Source organism: Lentzea sp. NPDC102401, assembly GCF_044765805.1.
Lineage (GTDB): Bacteria > Actinomycetota > Actinomycetes > Mycobacteriales > Pseudonocardiaceae > Lentzea > Lentzea sokolovensis.
The window spans coordinates 472,000-493,800 of record NZ_JBIWKS010000005.1; the positions used below are offsets into that span (position 1 = coordinate 472,000).

At 69.8% G+C, this 21,801-nt stretch carries 20 protein-coding genes; 9 read left to right on the forward strand and 11 right to left on the reverse strand.

Annotation, left to right across the window (positions count from 1 at the left end):
• Positions 1-32 precede the first annotated feature (32 nt).
• Positions 33-1,553, forward strand: a complete 1,521-nt coding sequence (locus ACIRG5_RS21200) for an FAD-dependent monooxygenase (protein WP_402906952.1) — start codon at positions 33-35, stop codon at positions 1,551-1,553.
• Positions 1,543-2,073: a hypothetical protein gene (locus ACIRG5_RS21205; protein ID WP_402906954.1), complete on the forward strand. Its 531-nt coding sequence runs from the start codon at positions 1,543-1,545 to the stop codon at positions 2,071-2,073. Before ACIRG5_RS21200 ends, ACIRG5_RS21205 begins: the two co-directional genes overlap by 11 nt.
• Here the strand turns inward: ACIRG5_RS21205 and ACIRG5_RS21210 are convergent.
• The 5 genes from ACIRG5_RS21210 to ACIRG5_RS21230 all read right to left on the reverse strand — a co-directional run bounded on the left by ACIRG5_RS21210 (position 2,058) and on the right by ACIRG5_RS21230 (position 5,562).
• Positions 2,058-2,432: a YciI family protein gene (locus tag ACIRG5_RS21210; protein WP_402906955.1), complete on the reverse strand. Its 375-nt coding sequence runs from the start codon at positions 2,430-2,432 to the stop codon at positions 2,058-2,060. The genes ACIRG5_RS21205 and ACIRG5_RS21210 overlap by 16 nt on opposite strands.
• 168 nt (positions 2,433-2,600) lie before the next feature.
• Entirely contained in the window at positions 2,601-4,280 is a 1,680-nt protein-coding gene (locus ACIRG5_RS21215) for a GMC family oxidoreductase (RefSeq protein WP_402906957.1), read from the reverse strand.
• Positions 4,277-4,555, reverse strand: a complete 279-nt coding sequence (locus tag ACIRG5_RS21220) for a hypothetical protein (protein ID WP_402906959.1) — start codon at positions 4,553-4,555, stop codon at positions 4,277-4,279. The genes ACIRG5_RS21215 and ACIRG5_RS21220 overlap by 4 nt, the downstream gene beginning before the upstream one ends.
• 52 nt (positions 4,556-4,607) lie before the next feature.
• Positions 4,608-4,940, reverse strand: a complete 333-nt coding sequence (locus tag ACIRG5_RS21225; RefSeq protein ID WP_319979923.1) for a putative quinol monooxygenase — start codon at positions 4,938-4,940, stop codon at positions 4,608-4,610.
• Positions 4,941-4,971: 31 nt separating this feature from the next.
• A complete protein-coding gene (locus ACIRG5_RS21230; RefSeq protein WP_402906961.1) occupies positions 4,972-5,562 on the reverse strand; it encodes a DUF6928 family protein in 591 nt (196 codons plus the stop codon).
• Between the two features lie 58 nt (positions 5,563-5,620).
• On the opposite strand from ACIRG5_RS21230, the gene ACIRG5_RS21235 reads away from it, so the two are divergent.
• Positions 5,621-7,585 (forward strand): MDR family MFS transporter, encoded by a 1,965-nt coding sequence (locus tag ACIRG5_RS21235; protein WP_402907099.1) that lies wholly within the window; start codon positions 5,621-5,623, stop codon positions 7,583-7,585.
• A 220-nt stretch (positions 7,586-7,805) separates the two neighbouring features.
• Here ACIRG5_RS21235 and ACIRG5_RS21240 read toward each other — a convergent pair whose 3' ends face one another.
• Positions 7,806-10,424, reverse strand: a complete 2,619-nt coding sequence (locus ACIRG5_RS21240) for a BTAD domain-containing putative transcriptional regulator (RefSeq protein WP_402906963.1) — start codon at positions 10,422-10,424, stop codon at positions 7,806-7,808.
• 190 nt (positions 10,425-10,614) lie between these two features.
• On the opposite strand from ACIRG5_RS21240, the gene ACIRG5_RS21245 reads away from it, so the two are divergent.
• Complete coding sequence (locus ACIRG5_RS21245; RefSeq protein WP_402906965.1) at positions 10,615-11,748, forward strand: endonuclease/exonuclease/phosphatase family protein; 1,134 nt, start codon at positions 10,615-10,617, stop codon at positions 11,746-11,748.
• On the opposite strand, the gene ACIRG5_RS21250 is transcribed toward ACIRG5_RS21245, so the two are convergent.
• A complete protein-coding gene (locus ACIRG5_RS21250) occupies positions 11,745-12,359 on the reverse strand; it encodes a DUF1905 domain-containing protein (protein ID WP_402906967.1) in 615 nt (204 codons plus the stop codon). The two genes, ACIRG5_RS21245 and ACIRG5_RS21250, sit on opposite strands and share 4 nt — an antisense overlap.
• An 85-nt stretch (positions 12,360-12,444) precedes the next feature.
• On the opposite strand from ACIRG5_RS21250, the gene ACIRG5_RS21255 reads away from it, so the two are divergent.
• From ACIRG5_RS21255 to ACIRG5_RS21265, 3 genes are read left to right on the forward strand one after another with little or no spacing between them, the layout of a single operon-like run.
• Complete coding sequence (locus ACIRG5_RS21255) at positions 12,445-12,996, forward strand: TetR/AcrR family transcriptional regulator (RefSeq protein ID WP_402906969.1); 552 nt, start codon at positions 12,445-12,447, stop codon at positions 12,994-12,996.
• Between the two features lie 5 nt (positions 12,997-13,001).
• Complete coding sequence (locus tag ACIRG5_RS21260) at positions 13,002-15,167, forward strand: MMPL family transporter (protein ID WP_402906971.1); 2,166 nt, start codon at positions 13,002-13,004, stop codon at positions 15,165-15,167.
• Between the two features lie 46 nt (positions 15,168-15,213).
• A complete protein-coding gene (locus ACIRG5_RS21265) occupies positions 15,214-15,867 on the forward strand; it encodes a hypothetical protein (RefSeq protein WP_402906973.1) in 654 nt (217 codons plus the stop codon).
• On the opposite strand, the gene ACIRG5_RS21270 is transcribed toward ACIRG5_RS21265, so the two are convergent.
• The 4 genes from ACIRG5_RS21270 to ACIRG5_RS21285 all read right to left on the reverse strand — a co-directional run bounded on the left by ACIRG5_RS21270 (position 15,810) and on the right by ACIRG5_RS21285 (position 19,475).
• Entirely contained in the window at positions 15,810-16,145 is a 336-nt protein-coding gene (locus tag ACIRG5_RS21270; protein WP_402906975.1) for a DUF6292 family protein, read from the reverse strand. The genes ACIRG5_RS21265 and ACIRG5_RS21270 overlap by 58 nt on opposite strands.
• Before the next feature lie 87 nt (positions 16,146-16,232).
• A complete protein-coding gene (locus tag ACIRG5_RS21275) occupies positions 16,233-17,177 on the reverse strand; it encodes a sporulation protein (protein WP_402906977.1) in 945 nt (314 codons plus the stop codon).
• Between the two features lie 28 nt (positions 17,178-17,205).
• The gene (locus tag ACIRG5_RS21280) at positions 17,206-18,237 is read right to left on the reverse strand and encodes a hemolysin family protein (RefSeq protein WP_402906979.1); all 1,032 of its coding nucleotides are present in this window, start codon (positions 18,235-18,237) and stop codon (positions 17,206-17,208) included.
• Positions 18,234-19,475, reverse strand: coding sequence for a hemolysin family protein (locus tag ACIRG5_RS21285; RefSeq protein ID WP_402906981.1), 1,242 nt, complete (start codon positions 19,473-19,475; stop codon positions 18,234-18,236). The genes ACIRG5_RS21280 and ACIRG5_RS21285 overlap by 4 nt, the downstream gene beginning before the upstream one ends.
• 108 nt (positions 19,476-19,583) lie before the next feature.
• Here ACIRG5_RS21285 and ACIRG5_RS21290 point away from each other — a divergent pair, with 108 nt between their 5' ends.
• On the forward strand, positions 19,584-19,979 hold the full coding sequence (locus ACIRG5_RS21290) for a MerR family transcriptional regulator (protein WP_402906983.1): 396 nt from the start codon (positions 19,584-19,586) through the stop codon (positions 19,977-19,979).
• Between the two features lie 33 nt (positions 19,980-20,012).
• Positions 20,013-21,716, forward strand: coding sequence for a dihydroxy-acid dehydratase (locus tag ACIRG5_RS21295; RefSeq protein ID WP_402906985.1), 1,704 nt, complete (start codon positions 20,013-20,015; stop codon positions 21,714-21,716).
• Positions 21,717-21,801: the final 85 nt, after the last annotated feature.

The window sequence follows — 21,801 nt, forward strand, 5'->3', positions numbered from 1 at the left end:
TCATGGTCGAACATAGAGGTCGGGGAGGACTGATGAACACGTCCGATAGTCCGGTGGCCGTGATCGGCGCGGGCCCGATCGGGTTGATCACCGCGTTGGGGCTGGTCGCGCACGGTGTGCCGGTCGTCGTCTTCGAGGCCGGCGACGAGCTGTCTGCGGAGACGAGAGCGGGCACGATCCTGACGCGCACGCTGGAGGTGCTGGACCGGTACGACGCGCTGGGACCGGTGCTGGAGGCGTCGCTGCGGCTCGACGAGATCGGCGAGGTGGACCGGGCGACCGGGAAGTCGACCGGGAGCGTGCTCACCTCGGCACTGGCCGGCGAGACGCGGTTTCCGTTCGTCGTCAACGTTCCGCAGCACGAACTGGAGCCGGTGCTCGCGTCGGCGCTGGCCCCCGGCACGGTGCGGATGGGACACCGGCTGGTGGACTTCGCGCAGCACGAGGACGGCGTGACGCTACAACTGTCCACTCCGGACGGAATCGTCGGCTACGAGGCCGCGTACGTGCTGGGCTGCGACGGCGGGCGCTCGACTGTGCGGGAACGGCTCGGCGTGGAGGTCGACGGGCACACCCTGGAGCAGCGGTACATGCTGGTCGACCTGGTGTGCGACCTCGACATCGCCCACCCGCGCGACTACCCGTACCTGGCCTACTTCGGCGACCGCGAGGAGTGGATGGTCCTCGTGCGGCAGCCGCACTGCTGGCGGTTCGTGTTCCCGCTCGCGTCCGGCCGCGACGAGCCGGGGCCGGACGAACTGCGGGACAAGGCGCGGCACTTCATCGGCGAGGTCGACTCGCTGGAGGTGCTGGGCAGCAACGTCTACACCGTGCACCACCGCGTCGCGTCGTCGTGGCGGGACGGCCGGGTGTTCCTGCTGGGCGACGCGGCGCACCTGATCACGCCGATGTGGGCGCTGGGCCTGAACACCGGCGTGCTCGACGCGTCCAACCTGCCGTGGCGACTGGCGTGGGTGCTGCGCGGGTGGGCTTCGGAGGCCCTGCTCGACGGCTACGAGGCCGAGCAGAGACCGGTGGCCGTGCACGGTTCGGGCGCGCTGGCGGAGGCGGCCCGTGCCGTGATGGACCGGCGCTCGGACTCCGTCGCGGGGTGGCAGGACGCGATGACGCGGACGTTGCTCGGCGTGCGGCTGGGCGCGGACTGGTCGATGACGCGCACCGGGCCGTTGCGCGTCGGCGACCGAGCCCCGGACCTGCGGGTCTTCGGCCTGCGCGGCCCGATCCACCTGCACGAGCTGTGCCGCGACTCGTTCGTCGCGCTGCACCTCACCGACGCGCGCCGCCGGCCGTTCATTCCCGCCGACGGGCCTGCTGGGCTTAAGCAGGTCGTCGTGAGCCGGTGGGACGCTCCGCACTCGGGCCTGCGTTCGCACGCCTACTTCGATCCGGGCGACACGGTGCGTGAACGCTTCGGCGACGTCGTGGTGCTGCTGCGGCCGGACGGACACATCGCCCACATAGAACCGTGGACGGCTGCTTGCTGGCAGTCGGTCCAGGACCGCTATCTGCAGGAGGTGCGCCTTGCGGGGTGACGTCGTGATCTCGCCGTCCGGTGAGGAGATCGTGCTCGTCGACGTCGGCCGGCGCGTGCTGCACGACGATCCGGTGATCAGGGTGTGGGAGGTGACGCTCGAACCGGGCGAGACCCACCCGTGGCACCTGCACCACAACCCGTACGTCGTGCTGAGCATCGACGGCTCCGAGGGCCGGATGGACTGGCTCGACGGCAGCGAACCCAGGTTCATCTCCGAGCACCGCGGCGGTTTCGTGTACCGGCCCGTGTCGCCCGTGCACCGGCTCACGAACATCGGCACGACCTTCTACCGCAACCGGCTGGTCGAGCTGAAGGACCTGGGCGAGAACCTGCCGGAACCGTTGGACGTCCAGCCCGACGACGTCAGCGTGCGCACGGTCTCGGACACGGCTCTGGACCTGGAGGGGCCGCACGTTCTCGTGGCGTTGGACAGCGAGGACGTGCGGCTCCACCCAGGCGGACCGTGTCAGCTGGACGGCGAATGGTTCGTCGTCGAGCTGAGCTACTTGGTCAGGTAGGGCTCGATGTCCTCGAACTCCGCGACCCGACGGACCTCGATCGACATCTCCTCGACGCCCGCGAAGCAGGTGATGTACTCCTCGGCGATGGCCGTGGCCTCGGCGAGGTCCTTCGCGTTGACCAGCAGGAACCCACCGACCACCTCCTTGGCCTCGGCGAACGGGCCGTCGGTCGACCTGATCGCCGCGCCACGCCTGCGCACCACCACGCCGGGCTTCAGCACGCCCTCCGCGCCGAGCATGACCCCGTCCGCGTTGAGCTTCCCGATGAACGTGTTCATCCGCTCGATCAGCTCGGGGTTCGGCTCCCACGAGGCGTTGTCGTCCTCGTGGACCCGGTGCATGAGCATGAACCGCATGTCGTCTCCTCGTTGTCGACTGGCGGCCTGCTCCGGCCGCCACCCCTGCGTCGATCGACGTCACGGAGCTTTCGACATTTTGCAGACAACTACTTAAGCGCGCGCAGCGCAGGCCCGCGTCCCCCGCGTAGCAGCCCGGCCCGGCCGCGAGGGTCAGCGCACACCCGGTCACCGGTCGTGCGCGAGGTGCGCCGCCTGGCCCAGCTCGACGCGGCGTGACACGAGGTGCTCGGCTGTGCGCAGAGCCAGCGCGGCCATCGTCAGCGACGGGTTGGACGTGCCGAGCGACGGCATGCTGCCGCACCCCACCGCGTACAGGTTCGGGTGGTCCCAGCAGCGTTGCCACTGGTCGACCACGGAGTCGTGCGGTGAGGTGCCCATGACGTGCGTGCCGCCGCCGTGCCCGGCACCCCACCAGCGCATCGGTTCGCCGTCGTGCTCGAAGTACCGTTCGTCGTCCGGCTTGTACGAGGTGTGGTCGTCGGCGCCGAGCAGCTCGAAGATCCGGCTGGAGACCCGTTTCGCGGCCAGCAGGCCGTCCTTCACGTAGTCCGACAGTCCGTAGTGGATCGACGGCCGCGGGTTGCCCAGCGCGTCGAGGTCGCCGGCCAGCGTGACGCGGTTCGCCGGATCGGCCTCCTGCTCGACCTCGATCTGCAACGCGAACTGCCGGCCGACCCGGTCCGCCACCGCCTCTCGCAGCGCCTTGCCCCTGAGTCCCGCGGCGACGAACTCGGCCGTGTCGGAGTCGGGGCTCCCGGCCGACCAGCCCCAGCCCCAGTTGCCGATCTCGATGCGGAACGGGGCTCTCACCCGACGTTGCGGACCACTGCGGAACGCCTCGATGCCCGTCGTCGAGCCTGGACCGCGGAACGGGCCGACCGCCTGCGGCATCAGCGCCCACATCAGCAGCGCGGGGTGGTCCATCAGGTTGCGGCCGACCTGGTCGCTGCTGTTCGCGAGCCCGGACATGAGCAGCAGCTTGGCGTTCTCGACGGCATGCGCGGCGAGGACGACCACGTCGGCTTCTTCCTCGTGCCGCGTGTGCCTGCCGGAGGTGTCGTCCTCGTAGCGTTGGTAGCTGACTTTGGTGATGCGCCCGAACTCGTCGGCGTGCACCCGGTTCACCACGCATCTCGTGCGCAGTTCGACGTCGGCCGACCACTGCTTCTGCGTCCGGTGCGGGGTGTACTTGGCGTTCTCCGGACAGATCGGCACGCAGCTCGCGTAGCCGGTGCACTGATGCCCGTCCGGGCGATAGCCCTGGACCGGGATCCCGTTGCGCGCCTGCGGGGTGCCGACGACGAGCAGTTCGCGCCCGTCGAACCACGCACCGTCCACAACGGACGCGATGGCGTGGTCGAGGTACGTGCGGGGCAAGGCGTGCATGGGATAGCGGTAGCCGTCGGCGACGGGAAGGTGTTGCCGCTGCTCATCGGCGTCGGCCGCGATCCCGATCTCCCACTCCGCCGCGCGGTAGAAGGGTTCCAGATCGGCGTAGCTCACGGGCCAGTTCCGGCCGTGCCCGAGATCGGCGGTGCGAAAGTCGTCCGGGCGCATCCGGGGCGTGATCCCGGTCCAGGCGGTGCCGGTGCCACCGTTCATCCGCAGGTACGGGCTCGAGTAGCCGTCCGGCCCGGTGTTGATCAGGTAGTCGCTCGACGGTGCGGCGGCGGTCCGCCGGTACGGCGTGAGCGGCGACTTGACGAGCGCCTGGCGGTACCTGGCCACGGCGTCCTGGTTCGCCTCCGCACCCGCTTCCAGCACGGTCACGCGGAAGCCGTTGTCCCCCAGCACTTTGGCGACGAGCGAGCCGGCGAACCCCGCGCCGACGACCACGGCCCTCACCGGACGCTTCTTCTGGGTCTCTGCTCCCAGCTGCCGAACCCGGCCGCGCGGGTCCCCGGCGCGGCGACCCCGGCCGCCTTCCACGCCAGGCCTTCCGCGTAGGCGCGCTCGCCCGGGATCACCCCGCGCCAGACCCCGGTGTACCAGAGCTGGATGATCTCGTTCTCCGGCGCGCCGTCGGCCAGCGCGCGGTACTGCTCGACCAGTCCGGTCGACCTCAGCTCGTCCGCCGAGAATCCGGTCAGCTCGGCGGACAACTCCAGGAAGGCGTCCATGGCGCCCATCCTGGGCGGACGAACCCTCTGCACCAAACGATCCGGGCAAGGCTCACCCGCGTGGCGCAACCTCCATCTCCCCGAGCAGCGACCAGTCGTCCTGCTCCACCGACTGGCTGACGATCCGGGGCGTCTCCGCGAGGTGCGGCGGCAGTTCCTTCTGGGCGTTGCGGAAGTGCTCCGACTGCACGTGCGCGCCGCCCGCGTCGCCGTCCCGGAACGCCTCGACCAGCACGTACTCGGTCGGATCGTCGAGGCTGCGCGACCAGTCGAACCACAGGCAGCCGGGCTCGGCGCGGGTGGCCTCGGTGAAGCTCCTGCTGATCTCGGGCCACGCCTCGGCGTGCTCGGGCAGGACGCGGAACTTGGCGGTGATGAAGATCAAGACGGCCTCCTTCTGGTGATCGCTCCCGAGCCTAGGACGGCTCGGTGATCGGGACCAGCGAGCCGTCCGGCCCGATCGTCGTCCGCCGCGGGCCGTGCCGGACCATCTCGGCCACCGCGGCGTCGAGTTCAGGCTGGTCCGGCCGAGTCACGCGGAAACCGTGCAGCACCACGTCGTCAGGCGGACTCTCCGCGGTGAAGCCGAACATCTCCAACGCCACCGCGTCCGCGAGTTCGTACTGGTCGTGCGACTCGGCGTGGTGCGACCGGAGCAGCGTGCCGTCGGCTGCCCACTCGGCGAACGCCAGCCACCCGGAACCCGAGTGCTGGGCGAACACCCGCAGCGGACGATCGCCCGCGAACTCCAGGACGTGCTCCGGCACGGGCACGGTCGCCAGTTCCTGATCGCACACGATCGTGGCATCCGGGAACACCGCGACGTACGCGAACCCGTCACCGGGGTAGATCTCGTCCACCAGTTCGCCGTCTCCGACCGGCTCGACCGCGCAGCCCGGCCGCAACGCCCGGACCACCGCCTCCGCCGCCGAACGATCCGGCACACCACCGCCGCGCACCGCCGCCCGCACGTCGCCGAACGCCACCAAAGCGGCCTTGGCCCCCATCGGGTTCCTCCCCCTGCGAGGTCGTCCAACCTGCGCGATCATCCCCTGCGTGCCCGAGATGATCGACACTCGCAGGCGGAACCTGGTCGTCGCGGCCGTCCTCCTCGCCATGCTGCTGGCCGCTCTCGACCAGACCATCGTGTCCACCGCGCTGCCCACGATGGTGGCGGACCTGGGTGGCGGCGCGCACCTGTCGTGGGTAGTGACGTCGTACCTGCTCGCCGAGACGATCATGACCGTGCTGATCGGCAAGTTCGGCGACCTCTACGGGCGCAAGAAGACTTTCGTCGTCAGCGTCGCGCTGTTCCTGATCGGGTCGTTCTTCGCGGGCTGGTCGGAGTCGATGGGCATGCTCATCGCGTTCCGCGCGGTGCAGGGCCTGGGCGCCGGCGGGTTGATGGTCACCTCGACGGCGATCATCGCGGACGTCGTGCCGCTCAAGGAACGCGGCAAGTTCCAGGGCTTCGCGGGCGCGGTGTTCGGCATCGCGACCGTGGCGGGGCCGTTGCTCGGCGGGTTGTTCGTCGACCACCTGAGCTGGCGCTGGGCGTTCTACGTGAACATCCCGCTCGGCATCGCGGTGGTGCTGGTCGCGATCGCCGCGCTGCCCACGATCAGGGCGGCGGGCAGCCCGAAGATCGACTACGCCGGCATCGCGCTGATCGCCCTCGCCGCCACCGGGTTGACGCTGGTCACGAGCTGGGGCGGCACCGAGTACGCGTGGACGTCGCCGACGATCCTGTGGATGGCGGCCGGATCGATCGTGCTGCTGGTCGCGTTCGTGCTCGTGGAACAACGCGCGGCCGAGCCGATGCTGCCGATGAGGTTGTTCCGCAGCAGGGTGTTCACGGTGTCGGGCATCCTGAGCTTCGTCGTCGGGTTCGCGATGCTCGGCGGCATCACGTACCTGCCGATCTACCTGCAGTACGTGCGTGGCGAGTCGGCCACGGCGTCCGGGCTGTGGATGCTGCCGCTGATCGTCGGCCTCATGTCGACGGCCCTGCTCACCGGCAACACGATCAGCCGCACCGGCCAGTACCGGATCTTCCCGATCGTCGGTTCGGTCGGGCTCACCATCGGCCTGTTCCTGCTGTCCCTCCTGGACGCGAACACGAGCTACTGGGAGATGGGCGCCTTCATGATGGTGCTGGGCGCGGGCATCGGCCTGGTGATGCAGGTGCCGGTGATCGTCGTGCAGAGCACCACGAACTACACCGACCTCGGCGTCGCCACGTCCGGCATCAGCTTCCTGCGCACGATGGGCAGCTCGTTCGGCGTCGCGATCTTCGGCACGATCTACGCCAACCAGCTGCCGAAGCACCTGGTGATCCCGCCGGGCGTCGACCCGCGCGCCATCGCCAGTCCGGCGGCGGTCCACGCACTGCCGGACGCGATCAGGGCGCCGATCGTCGCCGGGTACGCCGAGACCGTGCAGATGATGTTCCTGATCGCCGCGCCGATCGGCCTGGTCGCACTCGCGGTGGCGTTCTTCCTGCCGCAGGTCCAGCTGCGCGACACGTCCCGCGCCGCCGCGGCGGGCAACAGCGGTGTGGGCGAGAGCTTCGCCGCGCCTCCGTCGAACTCCTACGACGAACTGCGCAAGCTGGTCTCGACGGTCGTCTCGAAGTCCGACGAGGATCCCGGCCTGGCCGTGCTCCGGCGGTCCGGCGTCGACCTGCCGCTGGAACAGGCCTGGCTGCTCGGCCGCGTGTACCGGGCGTCGACGGACGACGGCGTCGCCACGCTCGACGAGATCGCCGAGATGACGAAGGTGCCCGGCGGCATCTTCGAACCGACCGCGCAGGCGCTCGTGCGGTCCGGGCACCTGGCGTTCGGCGACGACGGCTACCGGTTCACCGACCAGGGCGTGGACGTGTTCACGCAGCTCGTGCGGGCGTGGCGGCGCTGGCTGCTCGACCAGCTGCAGGACTGGCACGAGCCGGACCAGCGCGACTTCGCCCAGGCGCTCGACTCGTTCACCGACGAGCTGATCGAGAGCGGCCGGCAGATGAGCCGGGTCTAAACGGAAGTTGTGTTGCCTACTCGCCCTGATGGCGTTTGCAAGTACCACCAACTCGAGATCAACAGGCACTTTTCTACTACCAACAGGTCTCTCGGGTCCCAGGGCACGGGCGGGCGAAGACCAGGTTGGGGGTAGTTGACGACGGTTCGATCAAGAGTCGGTGGTACTTGCAAACGCCCACGAGCCACTGAGGTTTCGGACAAGACCTCTGACCAGGCGTTTAGATGCGGGCTTCCAGGGCCGCGGCCTCCGCGTCGCGGCCCTGCTCCCGGTAGAGCTCCAGAGCGCGTTCCCGATGCTCGCGCGCCCGCACGTCCTCACCGGCCTCGGCGTGCACGTCACCGAGGTGCTCCAGCACCGTGGCCAGCTCGGCGGAGTTGTCCAGTTCCCGGTACAGCGCCAGCGCCTCGCCGTAGTGCGTGATCGCGTCGGCGTGACGGTCGTCGTGGCGGGCGATGTGCGCCAGGCTGTCCAGCGTCGCGGCGATCCCCTCCGTGTGACCGAGCTTGGTGTTGAGCAGCATGGCCTCCTCGCAGAACGTCCGGGCTTCGGCGTACCGGCCCAGGCACGCGTACCGCCAGCCGACCTCGTTCAGCGACTCGGCCTCGCGGACCTCCGACCCGGCGACGCGGAACTTCTCCAGCCCGAGCACCGAGTGTTCCAGCGCCTTCTCCAGGTCGCCCTCGAACTCGGCCGCCCACGCGATCGACCGGTGCGCGGCCCCGTGCGCCACGGGGTCGTCGTTGCCCGCGAACAACTCCAGGCTGCGCTCGAAGTGCTGGTGTCCCAACGCGGACTGACCCAGTTCGACGTAGTTCGCGCCGAGGCACATGTGCGCGGTCGCCTGCTTGGTCTCGTCCCCCATGGCCTCGGCCGCCCGCAGCGCCGCCAGCCAGGCCTCCACGTCGTCGAACGTGCGCCCGCGCCTCAGGTGGTAGTTGTTCAGCGTGCGGCCGATCATCCAGGCCACGTCGAAAGCGCCGCGTTCCAGGGCTTGCCGTTGCTCGGTGACCAGGCAGGCGTGCTCCGCGTCGAACCACGCCATCACGGCGGCGTTGCTCTCGAACCCGAGCGTGTGGCTGCTTTCGTGTTCTGGCAACGGTTTGTGCGGCTCCTGAGCGAGCGCGGCGGCGCGTGCGGTGGCGGCGTAGAAGTCGGCCAGCCGCGTACCGGCGTCGGCGGGAAGGTCTGCCGCGTACAGGCCGACCAGGTCGTGCATCCGGTACCGGCCCGGCACGTGCTGGTGCACCAGGTGCGCGTTCTCCAGCTCCCGCAACACCATCCGCGTCCGCGCGACCGTGCGGTCCAGCAACGCCGCGGCCGCCGCGAGGCTCACGTCCGCCGTGCCGACGGTGCCGAGCAGGCCGAACGCGCGCGCCGCCTCCTCCGACAGCGCCGCGACCGACCACGAGAACACCGTCCGCAGGTTCGTGCCGATCTCGCCCGCGTCCAGCGCGTCGAGCGGCTGCTCGCGCAGTTCGCCCGCGAACGCGGCCAGCGGGAAGTCCGGTTCCATCGCGGCCCGCGCGGCGACGATCGACAACGCCAGCGGCAGGCCTCCGCACCAGCTCACCAGGTCCGCGACCACCTCGGGTTCGGCCGCCACGCGCTCGGCGCCCAGCCTGGCGACGAGGAACTCGCGGGCGTCGGCCGGGTTCAGCACGTCCAACGACACCGAGCGTGCCCCGTGCGCGGCCACCAGCCCTGCGAGCTTGAGGCGACTCGTGACCAGCACCGTCGCGTCCGAACCCGGCAGCAGCGGCACGACCTGTTCGGTGGAGCGGGCGTTGTCGAGCAGCACCAGCATCCGCCGGCCCGCGATGACGCTGCGGTAGCGCGCGGCCCGTGCGTCCAGACCCGCCGGGATCGTTTCCTCCCCCAGCGCCTCCAGGAACTCGCGCAGCACCGTCTCCGGCGGCGTCGGCCCGGCGGACGGGTCGAAGCCGCGCAGGTTCACGTAGAGCTGGCCGTCCGGGAACTCGGCCAGGTGCCGGTGCGCCCAGTGCAGCGCCAGCGCGGTCTTGCCGATGCCGCCCGTCCCGCCGATCGCGGTGATCACGACGGTGCCCGCCGAGCCCAGCGCGGCCAGTTCGCCGGTGCGGCCGCTGAACCACGGGTGCGGCGCGGGCAGCTGCCGAGGTCCGGCGGCGCGTTCCTCCACACTGCCGTTGAGAATCCGCTGATGCATGTCCTGCAACGGTTTGCTCGGATCGACGCCCAGCTCGTCGGCGAGGCGGTGGCGCACGATCTCGTAGTGCCGCAACGCCTCCGCGTCGTTGCCCGACCGGTGCAGCGCCAGCATCAGTTGCGCGGCAAGGCGTTCGTCGAGCTGGCGTTCACCGGCCAGCTGCCGCAACGAGGGCAGCAGCGCGGCGTGGCGCCCGTCCGCGAGCGCCACGTCGTTGCGGTCCAGTTCGGCGGCGACGCGTTCGGCGTGCAGGCTTTCGCGCAGCGCGTCGAACCACGGCGACTCGAGCCCGTCCAGCGCCTGCCCTCGCCACAGTCCGAGCGCCGCGTCGAAGTCCCGATCGCGCACGAGAGCCCGGAAGCGGAACAGGTCGACCTGCGCCGGATCGACCGTGAGGTGATATCCGGCCGGTGAGCGCTCGATGTCCAGTTCCAAGAACTTACGGAGCTTTGACACGTAGCCGTAGAGCGTCTCGCGCGCCCGCAGCGGCGCCCGCTCGCCCCAGACGCGGTCGAGCAGCCGGTCGACCGGAACCGGCCGTCCCTCCTCCATCAGCAGCGCGACCAGCACAGACCGTTGCCGGACGTGGCCGATCTCGACCGGCTCACCCCGGTCGCGCACCTCGACGGCGCCGAGCAGCCCGAACTCCAAGATCACCCCTCAGCCAGTGGATTCAAGGTTCATCCTAGGTTCGTCCTCGGCCAAACGGGCAAAGTCGTTCTCGCGGAGGGCCCCACCACATCCGGCAGCCCAGCCACCGGGGCCCTCCACCATCGGCGCAGCGAAAGATCACCCGAGCGGACCAGGGCGAACACGTTCCTCCACATGCGACCCTGAAGTCGTGAGCACCACGCGGATCGGGTCGTTCAACGTGGAGAACATGTTCGAACGCCCCAAAGTGATGGGCCGCAACGCCACCAAACACGCGGCCCCGACTCTGGCCGCCCACGCCCGGTTCAACGAACTCATCGCCGCCGAGACCTACACGCCGGAAGTCAAGGAAGAGCTCAAGGAACAACTGACGACGCTGGAGTTGCTCAGGAGCGACCGCAGCAAGTACGCGATCCTGCGGCGCATCCGCGGCCGTTTCCTCGCGCGGCACCGCACCGGCGAAACCTCAGTCGTGGCAAGCGGACGCGAGTCCTGGGTCGGCTGGGTGGAGCTCACCACCGAACCCATCAGCGAACTCGCCACGCGGCACACCGCACAGGTGATGCGCGACGTCGGCGCGGACGTCCTCGGCGTGGTCGAGGCCGAGTCGCGCGAACTGCTGCACATGTTCTCCGCCAGCATGCTCAAGCACGTCGGCTGGACCCCGTACGAGGAGGTCCACCTCATCGACGGCAACGACGAGCGCGGCATCAACGTCGGATTGCTGACGCGAGAAGAACATCAGGTCATCACCATCCGCACGCACGTGTACGCGCGGGACAGCTCGGGCACCATCTTCTCCCGCGACTGCGCCGAGTACCACGTGCGTACGCCCGCCGGCCCCGAGGTCGTCGTGCTCGTGAACCACCTGAAGTCCAAGGGCTACGGCGCCCCCGGCGACCCTCTTGGTGCCCGCCGCCGCTTCCGTCAGGCCGTCCGCATCGCCCGCATCGTGAACCGGCTGCGCGACGAGGGCCACGAGCACATCGCGGTCGTCGGCGACCTCAACGACACCGCGGACAGCGAGGCGCTGCGACCGTTGTTCCAGCGCACGGGCCTGCGGGACATCAGCGAGCACGAGAACTTCGACTGGGACCACCGGCTCGGCACCTATCGCGGCGTCAACGAGAAGGGCAAGATCGACTACGTCCTGCTCACCCCGGAACTGTTCGCCAAGGCCACCGGCGGCGGCGTCTTCCGCAAGGGAGTGTGGCGCGGCCCGCGGACCAAGAACCGTTGGGACGTCTACGAAACCATGACGAACGAGGTGCACGCGGCCAGCGACCACGCCGCGATCTACGCCGACATCGACTGGAGCGCCTAGACCAGCTCGACCGTCACCTCGATGACGTCGCCCGGCCCGACGTCGTTCTTCTTGCGCACCGCGGCCTTGATCGGCAGCACGTAACAACCGGACTGCTTGTCCGGGAACACCGACGTCGACCACGTGCTGGCGCCGACTCCGGCCCGGACCTTCACGGAGCCGAAGCCGGGACCGGGCGTGGCGACGTCGCGGATCTGGTCCGAGACGTCCTCGGGCAGCGTCACGAAGGTCCAGGTTTCCGTGCGGCGGGCGTCCCAGATCCAGAGCTCCGCGTCGAAGACGAACATCGCGCCATTCTCACACCAGTGGACTTCACAGCGGCGCGCTGATGTGGAAGTGCTCGTCGAACCGCGCGGCCAGCTCGTCGCCCAGCCCGTCGGGCGTCCACTGCCGCACCCGCCACGTCCTGAGCGAACTCCACCCCGGGAGGCCGGGAGTGCCTGAGCCACGACTCCTTGCCGTCGAGCAGATCGCCCCAGTCCCGCCACGTCGTCCGCCCCGTAGTCGGCGATGGCGGCGAGCGCGGCGTCGAACTCCTCACGGCTCATCCGCGCGGACAGCGCGACGGTGTCACCACCAGTCACCTCGACGACAGCTCGACACTCGATCACTCACCCATTGTGGTGACGAACGCCACCGACCATTTCGGTCGGTAAACCTACCGAACCGGTCGGTAAACGTCGTAAAGTCGGCGACATGCCACGACAGCCCAAGGTCGGAGTCGACGAGAGGATCCTCGACGCCGCCGCCGCGCTCTTCGCGCGGCACGGTTTCGAGCAGACCTCGTTGAAGTCGCTCGCGGACGCTGTCGGTCTGTCCAAGGCCGGCCTGCTGCACCACTTCCCGAGCAAGGACGCTCTCTTCGAAGCGGCGTGGGAGCAGAGCCGTGTGCTCACGATGCACGTTCTCGACCTGGTCTCGCCGCTGCCCGCCGGGCCTGAGCGGGACCGGCGGGTACTGGAACTGCTGACCGACCACGCGCTGGACCGGCCGGGTCTGGTCTCGCTGCTGTTCCGGACGATGACGGCGCCGGGTGAGGACCCGCAGCAGGCGCAGGACGAGCTGCTCCTCAACGAGATGTTCGTCATCGACCCCGAGAAAGAACTGCCCCGCGCGATCCGCATCGTCGGCGCGCTGAGCTCCATGGCCGTGCTCACCCTGCTGGCCAACCAACAGGGTGACAAGACGACATGGCGTCCCTTGATCCTCGCTACCTGCTTCGACGCACTCGGGCACCAGGAGGCCTGACCATCATGGCGAAACTGCTCTACAAACTGGGGTTCGGTGCGTACCGGCACCGCCTTCCGGTCGTCCTGATCTGGCTGCTCGTGCTGATCGGCTCCGGCGTCGGCGCGTTCACGCTCGGCGGTGAGACGTCCAACTCGATGTCCATCCCCGGCCAGGAGTCGACCACCGCCCTGGAGCGCATCCAGGAGAAGTTCGGCTCCGGCGAGACCGCGTCGGCCAAGGTCGTCGTGCAGGCCCCGGACGGCCAGAAGCTGCCGCAGCACGTCAAGGCGATCACCGACCTGGTGGCCGACGAGTCCGCGCTCAAGGGCGTGCGGTCGGCGACGAACCCGCTCGACCCGGCGGCGCCGAGCGTCAACCGCGACGTCAACGTCGGCTACAGCACCGTCACCTACGACGTTAAGCCCGGTGAGGTCACCGACGAGCAGCGCGCCGAGCTGACCAAGGCCGTCGACAAGGCGCGCGCGGCGGGGCTGACCGTCGAGGTCACCGGCACCGCGATGCAGGAGACGCCGCACGTCGGCGGCCCGACCGAGGCCGTCGGTGTCGTGCTGGCGCTGGTCGTGCTCGCGCTGACCTACGGCTCGCTCGTGACCGCGGGCATGAACCTGCTCAGCGCCGGTATCGGCGTCGGTATCGGCACGCTCGGCATCACGATCGCCACCGGGTTCATGGACCTGCAGTCGACCACGCCGATCCTCGCCTCGATGCTGGGGCTCGCGGTCGGCATCGACTACTCGTTGTTCATCATCAACCGCTACCGCCAGGAACTGCGCCGGGGCTCCGACGTCGGGCACGCCGTCGCGACCGCGGTCGGTACCGCCGGTTCCGCCGTCGTCACCGCCGGTCTGACCGTGGTGATCGCGCTGGTGGGCCTCGCGATCGCGGGGATCCCGTTCCTGACGCAGATGGGTGTCTCGGCCGCCGCCACGATCGTCGTGTCGGTCCTGATCGCCATCACGCTGGTGCCCGCGGTGCTGAGCATGCTCGGCCGCCGCGTGCTGACCCGCAAGGAACGCTCCGCCACCGTCGAGAACCCGGTCGAGCCCAAGGACCGCGGTGTCATCCGCGGCTGGGCCGGTGCGATCACCCGCAACCGCGTCGTCGCGCTGCTGCTGTCGGTCGTGGCGCTCGGCATCGTCGCGATCCCGGTGGCGTCCATGGACACCACGCTGATCCAGAAGCCGCCGGCCGGTTCCACGCAGGAGCGTGCCGACCAGATCCTCGCGAAGGGCTTCGGCGAGGGCTTCAACGGCCCGATCATCGTCCTGTTCGAGGGCCAGGGTGCCGCCGCGACGGCCACCAAGGCGTCCGAGCCGCTCGCCAAGCTCTCCGACGTCGCGATGGTGACGCCGGCGCAGCCGAGCCAGGACGGCAACGCCGCGCTGGTCACCGTGATCCCGAAGTCCGGCCCGGACAGCACCGAGACCGAGAAGCTCGTCGCCGACCTGCGTGCCGAACTGTCCGATGTGGAGGGTGGCAAGGCCTACGTCACCGGTGCCACCGCGGTGAGCGTCGACGTCGCCACGTCCCTGGACAAGGCGCTGCCGATCTACCTGGCGGTCGTCGTCGGCCTGGCGCTCGTGCTGCTGGTCCTGGTGTTCCGCTCGCTGCTGGTGCCGCTGGTCGGTGTGCTCGGCTTCCTGCTGACCATCGGCGCGTCGCTCGGCGCCACGGTCGCGGTGTTCCAGTGGGGCTGGCTGTCGGGCGCGGTCAACCTCGAGAGCACCGGCCCGCTGATCAGCCTCACGCCGATCCTGGTGATCGGCATCCTGTTCGGCCTCGCCATGGACTACCAGATCTTCCTGGTGTCCCGGATGCACGAGGCGCACCACCGCGGCGCCAAGCCGTTGGAGGCCATCACCACGGGCTTCCGCCAGGCCGCCCCGGTCGTCGTGGCCGCCGCGCTGATCATGTTCTCGGTGTTCGCGGGCTTCGTGCCCGCCGGCGAGGCGACCGTGAAGTCGATCGCGTTCGCCCTGGCCGTCGGCATCTTCGTGGACGCGTTCGTGGTCCGCATGGTGCTCGTGCCGGCGGCGCTCGCGCTGCTCGGTGAGCGCGCCTGGTGGCTGCCGAAGTTCCTGCGCTGGCTGCCGGAGCTCGACGTCGAGGGCACCGCGCTCGACGAACTGCCGGCCGAGAAGAAGAAGCAGGAGACGGTCTCCGTCTAACTGATTCCGCTCACCGGTCCGTCATGCCCGTGATCTGATCATGGGCATGACGGACTGGTCTGCGCTCCACCACGCCTACGGCACCGCGCAGGACGTCCCCGCGCTGCTGGACCGCGCCTCCGCGGACGACCAGGAGGCGTGGAGCGAGCTGTGGAGCGCCCTGTGCCATCAGGGCACCAGCTACACCGCCAGTTACGCCGCGCTCCCCCACCTCGCCGAGATGGCGAGCCTCGACGCGGTTCTGCTCGCGGCGGGAATCGTCGCGGACGGCCCTGACGAGGTCCGCACCGAGCACGCCGCCGCGATCACCACGCTGCTGGCCAGGGCGAACGACCTCCTGCCCGTGACCGACGACGGTTACGAGTACCTGCTGGAAGGCGTGCTGGTCCTGGAAGGCCTGCTGGACCAGGCGGACGCCATGGCATGGGGAGTGGCCGAGGAGGAGTACGAGATCGAGTGCCCTGAGTGCGACACGCCGATGTTCATCCTCCCCGCCAAGGGCATCAGCAAGACCGCCGAGGCGCAGCGGCCGTTGCGGCCCGCCGATCCCACGACGCTCGACGGCATCGGGCGACGGGCCTGCGAAACGGCTGCGGCGCATGGTCAGGACAAGGTCGCGCGCGTCCTGCGGTACTTCTTCGGTCAGGCCACCTGCCCGGCGTGCGACGCCGGACTCACGGTGTCCGCCGAGTTGCTCTGACCCAGCATCCGCCGCACCCAGCGGGCGACGGTGCGCGGCGGGGGTTCGACCGCACCACCGAGGTGCGCCACCACGGTCAGCTCCGCGCCGTCCTCGACGGCGATCGCCCACCCGTGACCCGAGGTCCACAGCAGCGCGACGTCGTGGTCGGGATGATCGGGCAGCCTGCCCTCCACAGCGATGTACACGCGCAGTGGCTTGTGCCGGTCCACACACGACGACTCACCGCTCAAGCCGAGTTCCCGCGTGACCCTCAACGCGTAATCAAGCGCGATCACGTCGTCACCGCCCTCCGTCCAACCGGGGTAGCAACGCCGACTGCTTGACGCATGGCGCGGTTACCCCGGTGGACGGAGCGCAAACCCCTACTCGCCGCCGAAGTCGCCGAAGTCCTCGAACGCGTCGTCCATCATCTCGCCGACCACCATGCCGCCGACGAGACCCGCGGCACCGGCCGCGACGACCGTGCCCATGCCCATCCCACCGCGACCGTGGTGACCGCCGTGGTGACCGTGCTGGCCGTAGCCCTGCATGCCGCCGCCGCGCTGCGCGACCTGGGACAGCCATCCGTTGATGGACGAGGCCCAGTCCGCGACCTCGGCCTCCTGGTGAGACAGGCGGAAGTGCCCGAACGCGTCACCGCCCGACGAGAACATCCCGCCGCGCTTGTCGGCCTCCAGGATCACGAACAGCTCGTGCGGGTTCGCCACGAACGTCAGCTCGACCTGCTGGACGGCACCGGCGAACTGGGCGGGCGGGAAGAACTCGATCTCCTGGTAGAAACCGAGCTCCTGCGGCACCCCGTGCAGGCGGCCGGCCTCGACGTCCGCGCTGCGGAACGAGAAACCGAGCTGCCCGAACGCGTTGAGCACCGCGTCCTGCGACGGCAGCGGGTGGACGAGCACGGGGTCGAGGTCGCCCTTGTCCGGCGCGCCCGCGATCACGAGCTCGGTCCGCACGCCCACGGTCATGCCGGGCAACTGGCCGCCGCCCACCGCGGTGATCGGGGTCTCCCACGGGATCGGCAGCTGGAACGGGATCGCGACCAGCTGACCGGCCCCGACCCGCACGCCCTGCTGCACGACGACCCGCAGGAACTCGGACACGCCGCCGTACTCGTGGTCACCGCGTTCGACCTCGACGCGGGTGACGAGCGACAGCACGACCTGGCCGATCTCGGCGTCCGCGCTGCCACCCTGGATGCGCACCTGCCCGGTGACGACCTGGCCGGGCGTGGCGTGCGGCGAGTCCAGCACGGTGTCGACCGACGGGCCACCGACGCCGAAGGCGCTGAGCATCCGCTTGAACATTTGTGTTTCCCTCTCTAGGAAACTCCGGTCAGCGGATGCTGACCGGACGGGTGTCGGTTTCGTCCTCGAAGTCACCGATCAGCTCTTCGAGGAGGTCTTCCAGTGCCGCGATACCCACGACTTCGTCTTCGCCCACGAGCGCGAGCTGCGAGCGTTCGGCACGCATCGCGGTCACGGCCTGGGCCACCGGCATCGACGCCGGCAGCGTCAGCACCGGGCCCATCAGCTCACGAGCCGTCGGATCCTCGCCGCGGGCGGTGGCACGCATGGCCTCGCGGATGTGCACGAGTCCGACGTACCGGCCGTCCAGGCCGGTGACCGGGAAGCGCGACCGTCCACACTGGAGGCTGCGCCGCTCGATCTCCCGCGCGGTGGTGTGCTCGGTGACCGCCGACGTCTCCGCGACCGGCACCATCACCTCGCTCACGGTCGTGCGCTGGACCTGCAGCATCCTGGTCAGGAGCCGTTGCTGGGCCTCGGGAATGAGGCCGTGCTCCGCGGACTGGCGCAGCAGCATCCGCAGGTCGTCCGGCCGGTGCGCCTGCGCCAGCTCGTCCTGCGGCTCGACCTTCATCAGGCGCAGCATGCCGTTCGTCACCGAGTTCAGTCCGCTGAGGAGCCAGCGGACCGAGCGGGCGAACGCGCGGAACGGCAGCGCCAGGATCAGCGCGGACCGCTCGGGGTGCGCGATGGCCCACGACTTCGGCGCCATCTCGCCGACGACCATGTGCAGGAACACCACCAGCACCAGGCTGATCGCGAACGCGATGCCGTACGCGAACGCGTCCGGCAGGCCGGTCAGCCTCAAAGCCGGTTCCAGCAGGTCCGCGACGGCCGGTTTGGCCAGCGCGCCCAGACCCAGCGTGCACAGCGTGATGCCGAGCTGCGCGCCCGCGAGCATCAGCGACAGCTCACGAACGCCCGCCACGGCGGCGCGGGCCGCCCGGGACGTCTCGGCGGCCTGCTCCAGGCGGTGCCGCTTGGACGCGATCAACGCGAACTCGGCCGCCACGAAGAAGCCGTTCAACGCCAGCAGCACAAGGGAGATGACGATGCTCATCGGGACAACACCACCGAGTCGGGCACGTTGCGCGCCACCGTGGTGACCACCAGGCGCACTCCGTTCATCTCGATCTCGTCGCCGGCCTCGGCGATGCGGCCCAGCTGGTGCAGCACCAGACCGGACACCGTGTCGTACGAGTCGTCGGCCGGAAGTTCGACGCCGGTGACGTCCTCGACCTCGTCCAGCCTCATGCGGCCGGGCACGCGCCAGTCGTCGCCGACCTTCTCGATCATGTCGGCCACCCGGTCGTCCTCGTCGTGGATCTCGCCGACGAGCTCCTCCGCCAGGTCCTCCAGCGAGATGACGCCGGCGAACCCGCCGAACTCGTCGACCACGCAGGCGAGCTGACGGCGTTCGGTCCGCAGCCTTTCCAGCACCGCGGGCAACGGCAGCGTCGCCGGGACGACCAGCGCGGGCGAGGCGATCTTCCCGATCGCGACGGCCGACCGTTCCTCGGGCGCCAGGGTCAGCACCTCGGCCAGCCCGACGACGCCGCGCAGGTCGTCGAGGTCGTCACCGGTCACGGGGAAACGCGAGTTCCCGGTGTCCAGCAACGAGACCACGCGACCGGCGGGTTCGTCGAACCGCACCGTGTGGACGTTGACGCGCGGCGTCATGGCCTGCTCCGCGACCAGTTCGCGGAAGCCGATGCCGTGCTCCAGCAGCCGGGTCAGCTCGGCGTCGAGGTGCCCCTGCTCCCCCGCCTCCTCGACGATCTGCCGGAAGTCCTCCGGCGTCGCGCCCTGCGGCAGTTCCTCGACGGGCTCGATGCCGATCGCGCGCAGCAGCCGGTTCGCGGCCGCGTCGAACAGCCGGATCACGGGGCCCGCGATCTTCAGGTACACCAGGGTCGACGAGCTCAGGGCGAGCGCCAGCTGTTCGGGCCGCGCGATCGCGAGGTTCTTCGGCAGCAGCTCACCGAGCACCATCTGCACGAAGGTGGCGAAGGCCAGCGCGATCACCATCGAGCCCGGCACGCCGAGCCCGGTGCCGAGCAGCGGCTCGGCCACATAGCCGACGAGCAACGCCGTCACCGTGATGCCGAACTGGGCGCCGGACAGCATGAAGGAGAGCTTCTGAGTCACGCGGTAGGCACGCTCGGCGGCCTTCGAGCCGCTCTCGGCCATCTGCTGCAGGCGGCCGCGATCGACCGCCATGTACGCGAACTCCTGAGCCACGAAATACCCCGTGGCCACGGTCAGGACCACGATGGCGAGCAAGCCGGATGCGATCAACAAGACGCACCCGGCCAAGTACTACAGCCGTCTACACCGGCTTCATCAGGCATGTTCCAACAGTAGCACGTGGCACTGTATGGTTTCGGTGACCGGGAGGTGACCGCTGTGGCCGAGGCGCTGCTGAAGATCGGCGAACTCGCCGCCCGCGCCGGCGTGAGCATCCGCACCGTCGACTACTACACGACGCTGGGCCTGATCAGCCCGGCCCAGCGCACCGCGAGCAACTACCGCCTCTACCGCAGCGACGACGTGGACCGCATCCATCTAGTGCAACGCCTGGAGGTCCACGGTCTTCCCCTGGAGGACATCGCCCGCGCGTTCACCGCCGCCCCCGCCGACACCGCGGCCGTCCTCGGGCAGATCGACACGGACCTGCGCACCCTCCAGGAGGCCGCCGACGCCGCGTCGCCCGCGATGCACGGCCTGCTGTCGGTGATCGCGAACCGGGTCCACTCGCTGATCACCATCGCGCTGCAACTCCCGCCCGACCTGCCGATGTAGCTAAGGTCGGAGAGGACCGCTAGGAGGCGCGCAGTGGGATTACGCAGCGAGCACTGGTACGCAGGTCAGGACCGCAACGCCTACATCCACCGCGCCTGGATGCGCCGCGGCGTCCCGGACGACGCCTTCTCCCGGCCCCAGATCGCGATCGCCAACAGCGCGTCGGATCTCACGCCGTGCAACGCGCACCTCAACGAGGTCGCGCAATCCGTCTCCAACGGCGTGTACGAGGCCGGCGGCATCCCGCTGAACCTGCCCGTGGTGTCGCTGGGTGAGACGAACGTCCGCCCCACCGCGATGTTGTGGCGCAACATGGCCGCGATGGCGACCGAGGAGATGCTGCGCGCCAACCCCGTCGACGGCGTGGTGCTGCTCGGCGGGTGCGACAAGACGATTCCGGCGCTGCTGATGGCCGCCGCGTCCGTCGACATCCCGGCGGTCGTGGTGCCCGGCGGGCCGATGCTGACCGGTACGTTCCGCGGCACTCCCCTGGGCTGCGGCACGGACGTGTGGCGGCTGTCGGAGGAGGTGCGCGCCGGCACGTTGTCGCAGGAGGCGTTCGCGCGCTCCGAGTCGGCGATGATCCGCAGCCGCGGCCACTGCAACACCATGGGCACGGCCTCGACGATGGCGTTGGTCGCGGAGGCCATGGGGACCACCGTGCCCGGCGTGGCGGGCACTCCGGCGCCGGACAGCAGGCTGCTTGAAGCCTCTCACGGCACCGGGCGGCTGATCGTCGAGCTGATCGAGAAGGACCGGCGGCCCAGCACGTTCCTCACCAAGGCGAACTTCCACAACGCGATCGTGGCGCTGGCCGCGATCGGCGGCTCGACCAACGCCGTGGTGCACCTGCTCGCGATCGCGGGACGGCTGGGCGTCGACCTGACGCTGGACGACTTCGACCGCATCGGCTCGGGCGTGCCGTTGCTGGTCGACCTCCAGCCGGCGGGCCGGTTCCTGATGGAGGACTTCCACCGCGCGGGCGGGCTTCTGGCGGTGCTGCGCGAAGTCCGCGACCTGCTGGATCCGTTGGCCCTGTCCGTCACCGGCAACCCGCTCGTCGACTACCTGGACGACGCGCCGATCTGGGAGCCGGAGGTGATCAGGAGTCGCCAGGAGCCGATCATCGCCGAGGGCGGGATCGCGGTCCTGCGCGGCAATGTGGCGCCATCAGGATGTTTGATCAAACCGGCGGCCGCGTCGGCGCATCTGTTGCAGCACCGGGGCAGGGCCGTGGTGTTCGACAGCATCGAGGACTTCCACGCCCGCATCGACGACCCGGATCTCGACGTGGACGCGGACTCCGTGCTGGTGCTGCGGGGCTGCGGCCCGCGTGGCTACCCCGGCATGCCCGAGGTGTCGAACATGCCGTTGCCGAAGAAGCTGCTGGAACAGGGCGTGCGCGACATGGTTCGGATCTGCGACGGACGCATGAGCGGCACCGCGTATGGCACGGTCGTCCTGCACGTGGCACCAGAGGCCGCGGCGGGCGGGCCACTCGGACTGGTCCGCACGGGCGACGTCATCGTGCTGGACGTGGAGAACCGCCGCATCGACGTGGAGGCGCCGGACTTCCTGTCCCGCACCCCGAACGCCGCGACGACCTCGGCTTTCGCGGCACCGAAGCGCGGCTGGGAACGGCTCTACGTCGACCACGTGCTGGGCGCCGACACCGGAGCCGACCTGGACTTCCTGATCGGCTCCAGCGGTAGCGAAGTCACCCGCGAATCACACTGAACTCAGTGCGCGTGCGAGTGCTCCTCGACGTGACCCGCGTCATGCACGTGCGTGTGTGAGTGCGTTTCTCCGTCGTGCGTATGGG

Bases quoted from the DNA above. Each gene is read 5' to 3' on its own strand.
- ACIRG5_RS21200 (WP_402906952.1), top strand. From the start codon at position 33: ATGAACACGTCCGATAGTCCGGTGGCCGTGATCGGCGCGGGCCCGATC.
- ACIRG5_RS21210 (WP_402906955.1), bottom strand. From the start codon at position 2,432: ATGCGGTTCATGCTCATGCACCGGGTCCACGAGGACGACAACGCCTCG.
- ACIRG5_RS21220 (WP_402906959.1), bottom strand. From the start codon at position 4,555: ATGGACGCCTTCCTGGAGTTGTCCGCCGAGCTGACCGGATTCTCGGCG.
- ACIRG5_RS21230 (WP_402906961.1), bottom strand. From the start codon at position 5,562: ATGGGGGCCAAGGCCGCTTTGGTGGCGTTCGGCGACGTGCGGGCGGCG.
- ACIRG5_RS21235 (WP_402907099.1), top strand. From the start codon at position 5,621: ATGATCGACACTCGCAGGCGGAACCTGGTCGTCGCGGCCGTCCTCCTC.
- ACIRG5_RS21255 (WP_402906969.1), top strand. From the start codon at position 12,445: ATGCCACGACAGCCCAAGGTCGGAGTCGACGAGAGGATCCTCGACGCC.
- ACIRG5_RS21260 (WP_402906971.1), top strand. From the start codon at position 13,002: ATGGCGAAACTGCTCTACAAACTGGGGTTCGGTGCGTACCGGCACCGC.
- ACIRG5_RS21265 (WP_402906973.1), top strand. From the start codon at position 15,214: ATGACGGACTGGTCTGCGCTCCACCACGCCTACGGCACCGCGCAGGAC.
- ACIRG5_RS21275 (WP_402906977.1), bottom strand. From the start codon at position 17,177: ATGTTCAAGCGGATGCTCAGCGCCTTCGGCGTCGGTGGCCCGTCGGTC.
- ACIRG5_RS21280 (WP_402906979.1), bottom strand. From the start codon at position 18,237: ATGAGCATCGTCATCTCCCTTGTGCTGCTGGCGTTGAACGGCTTCTTC.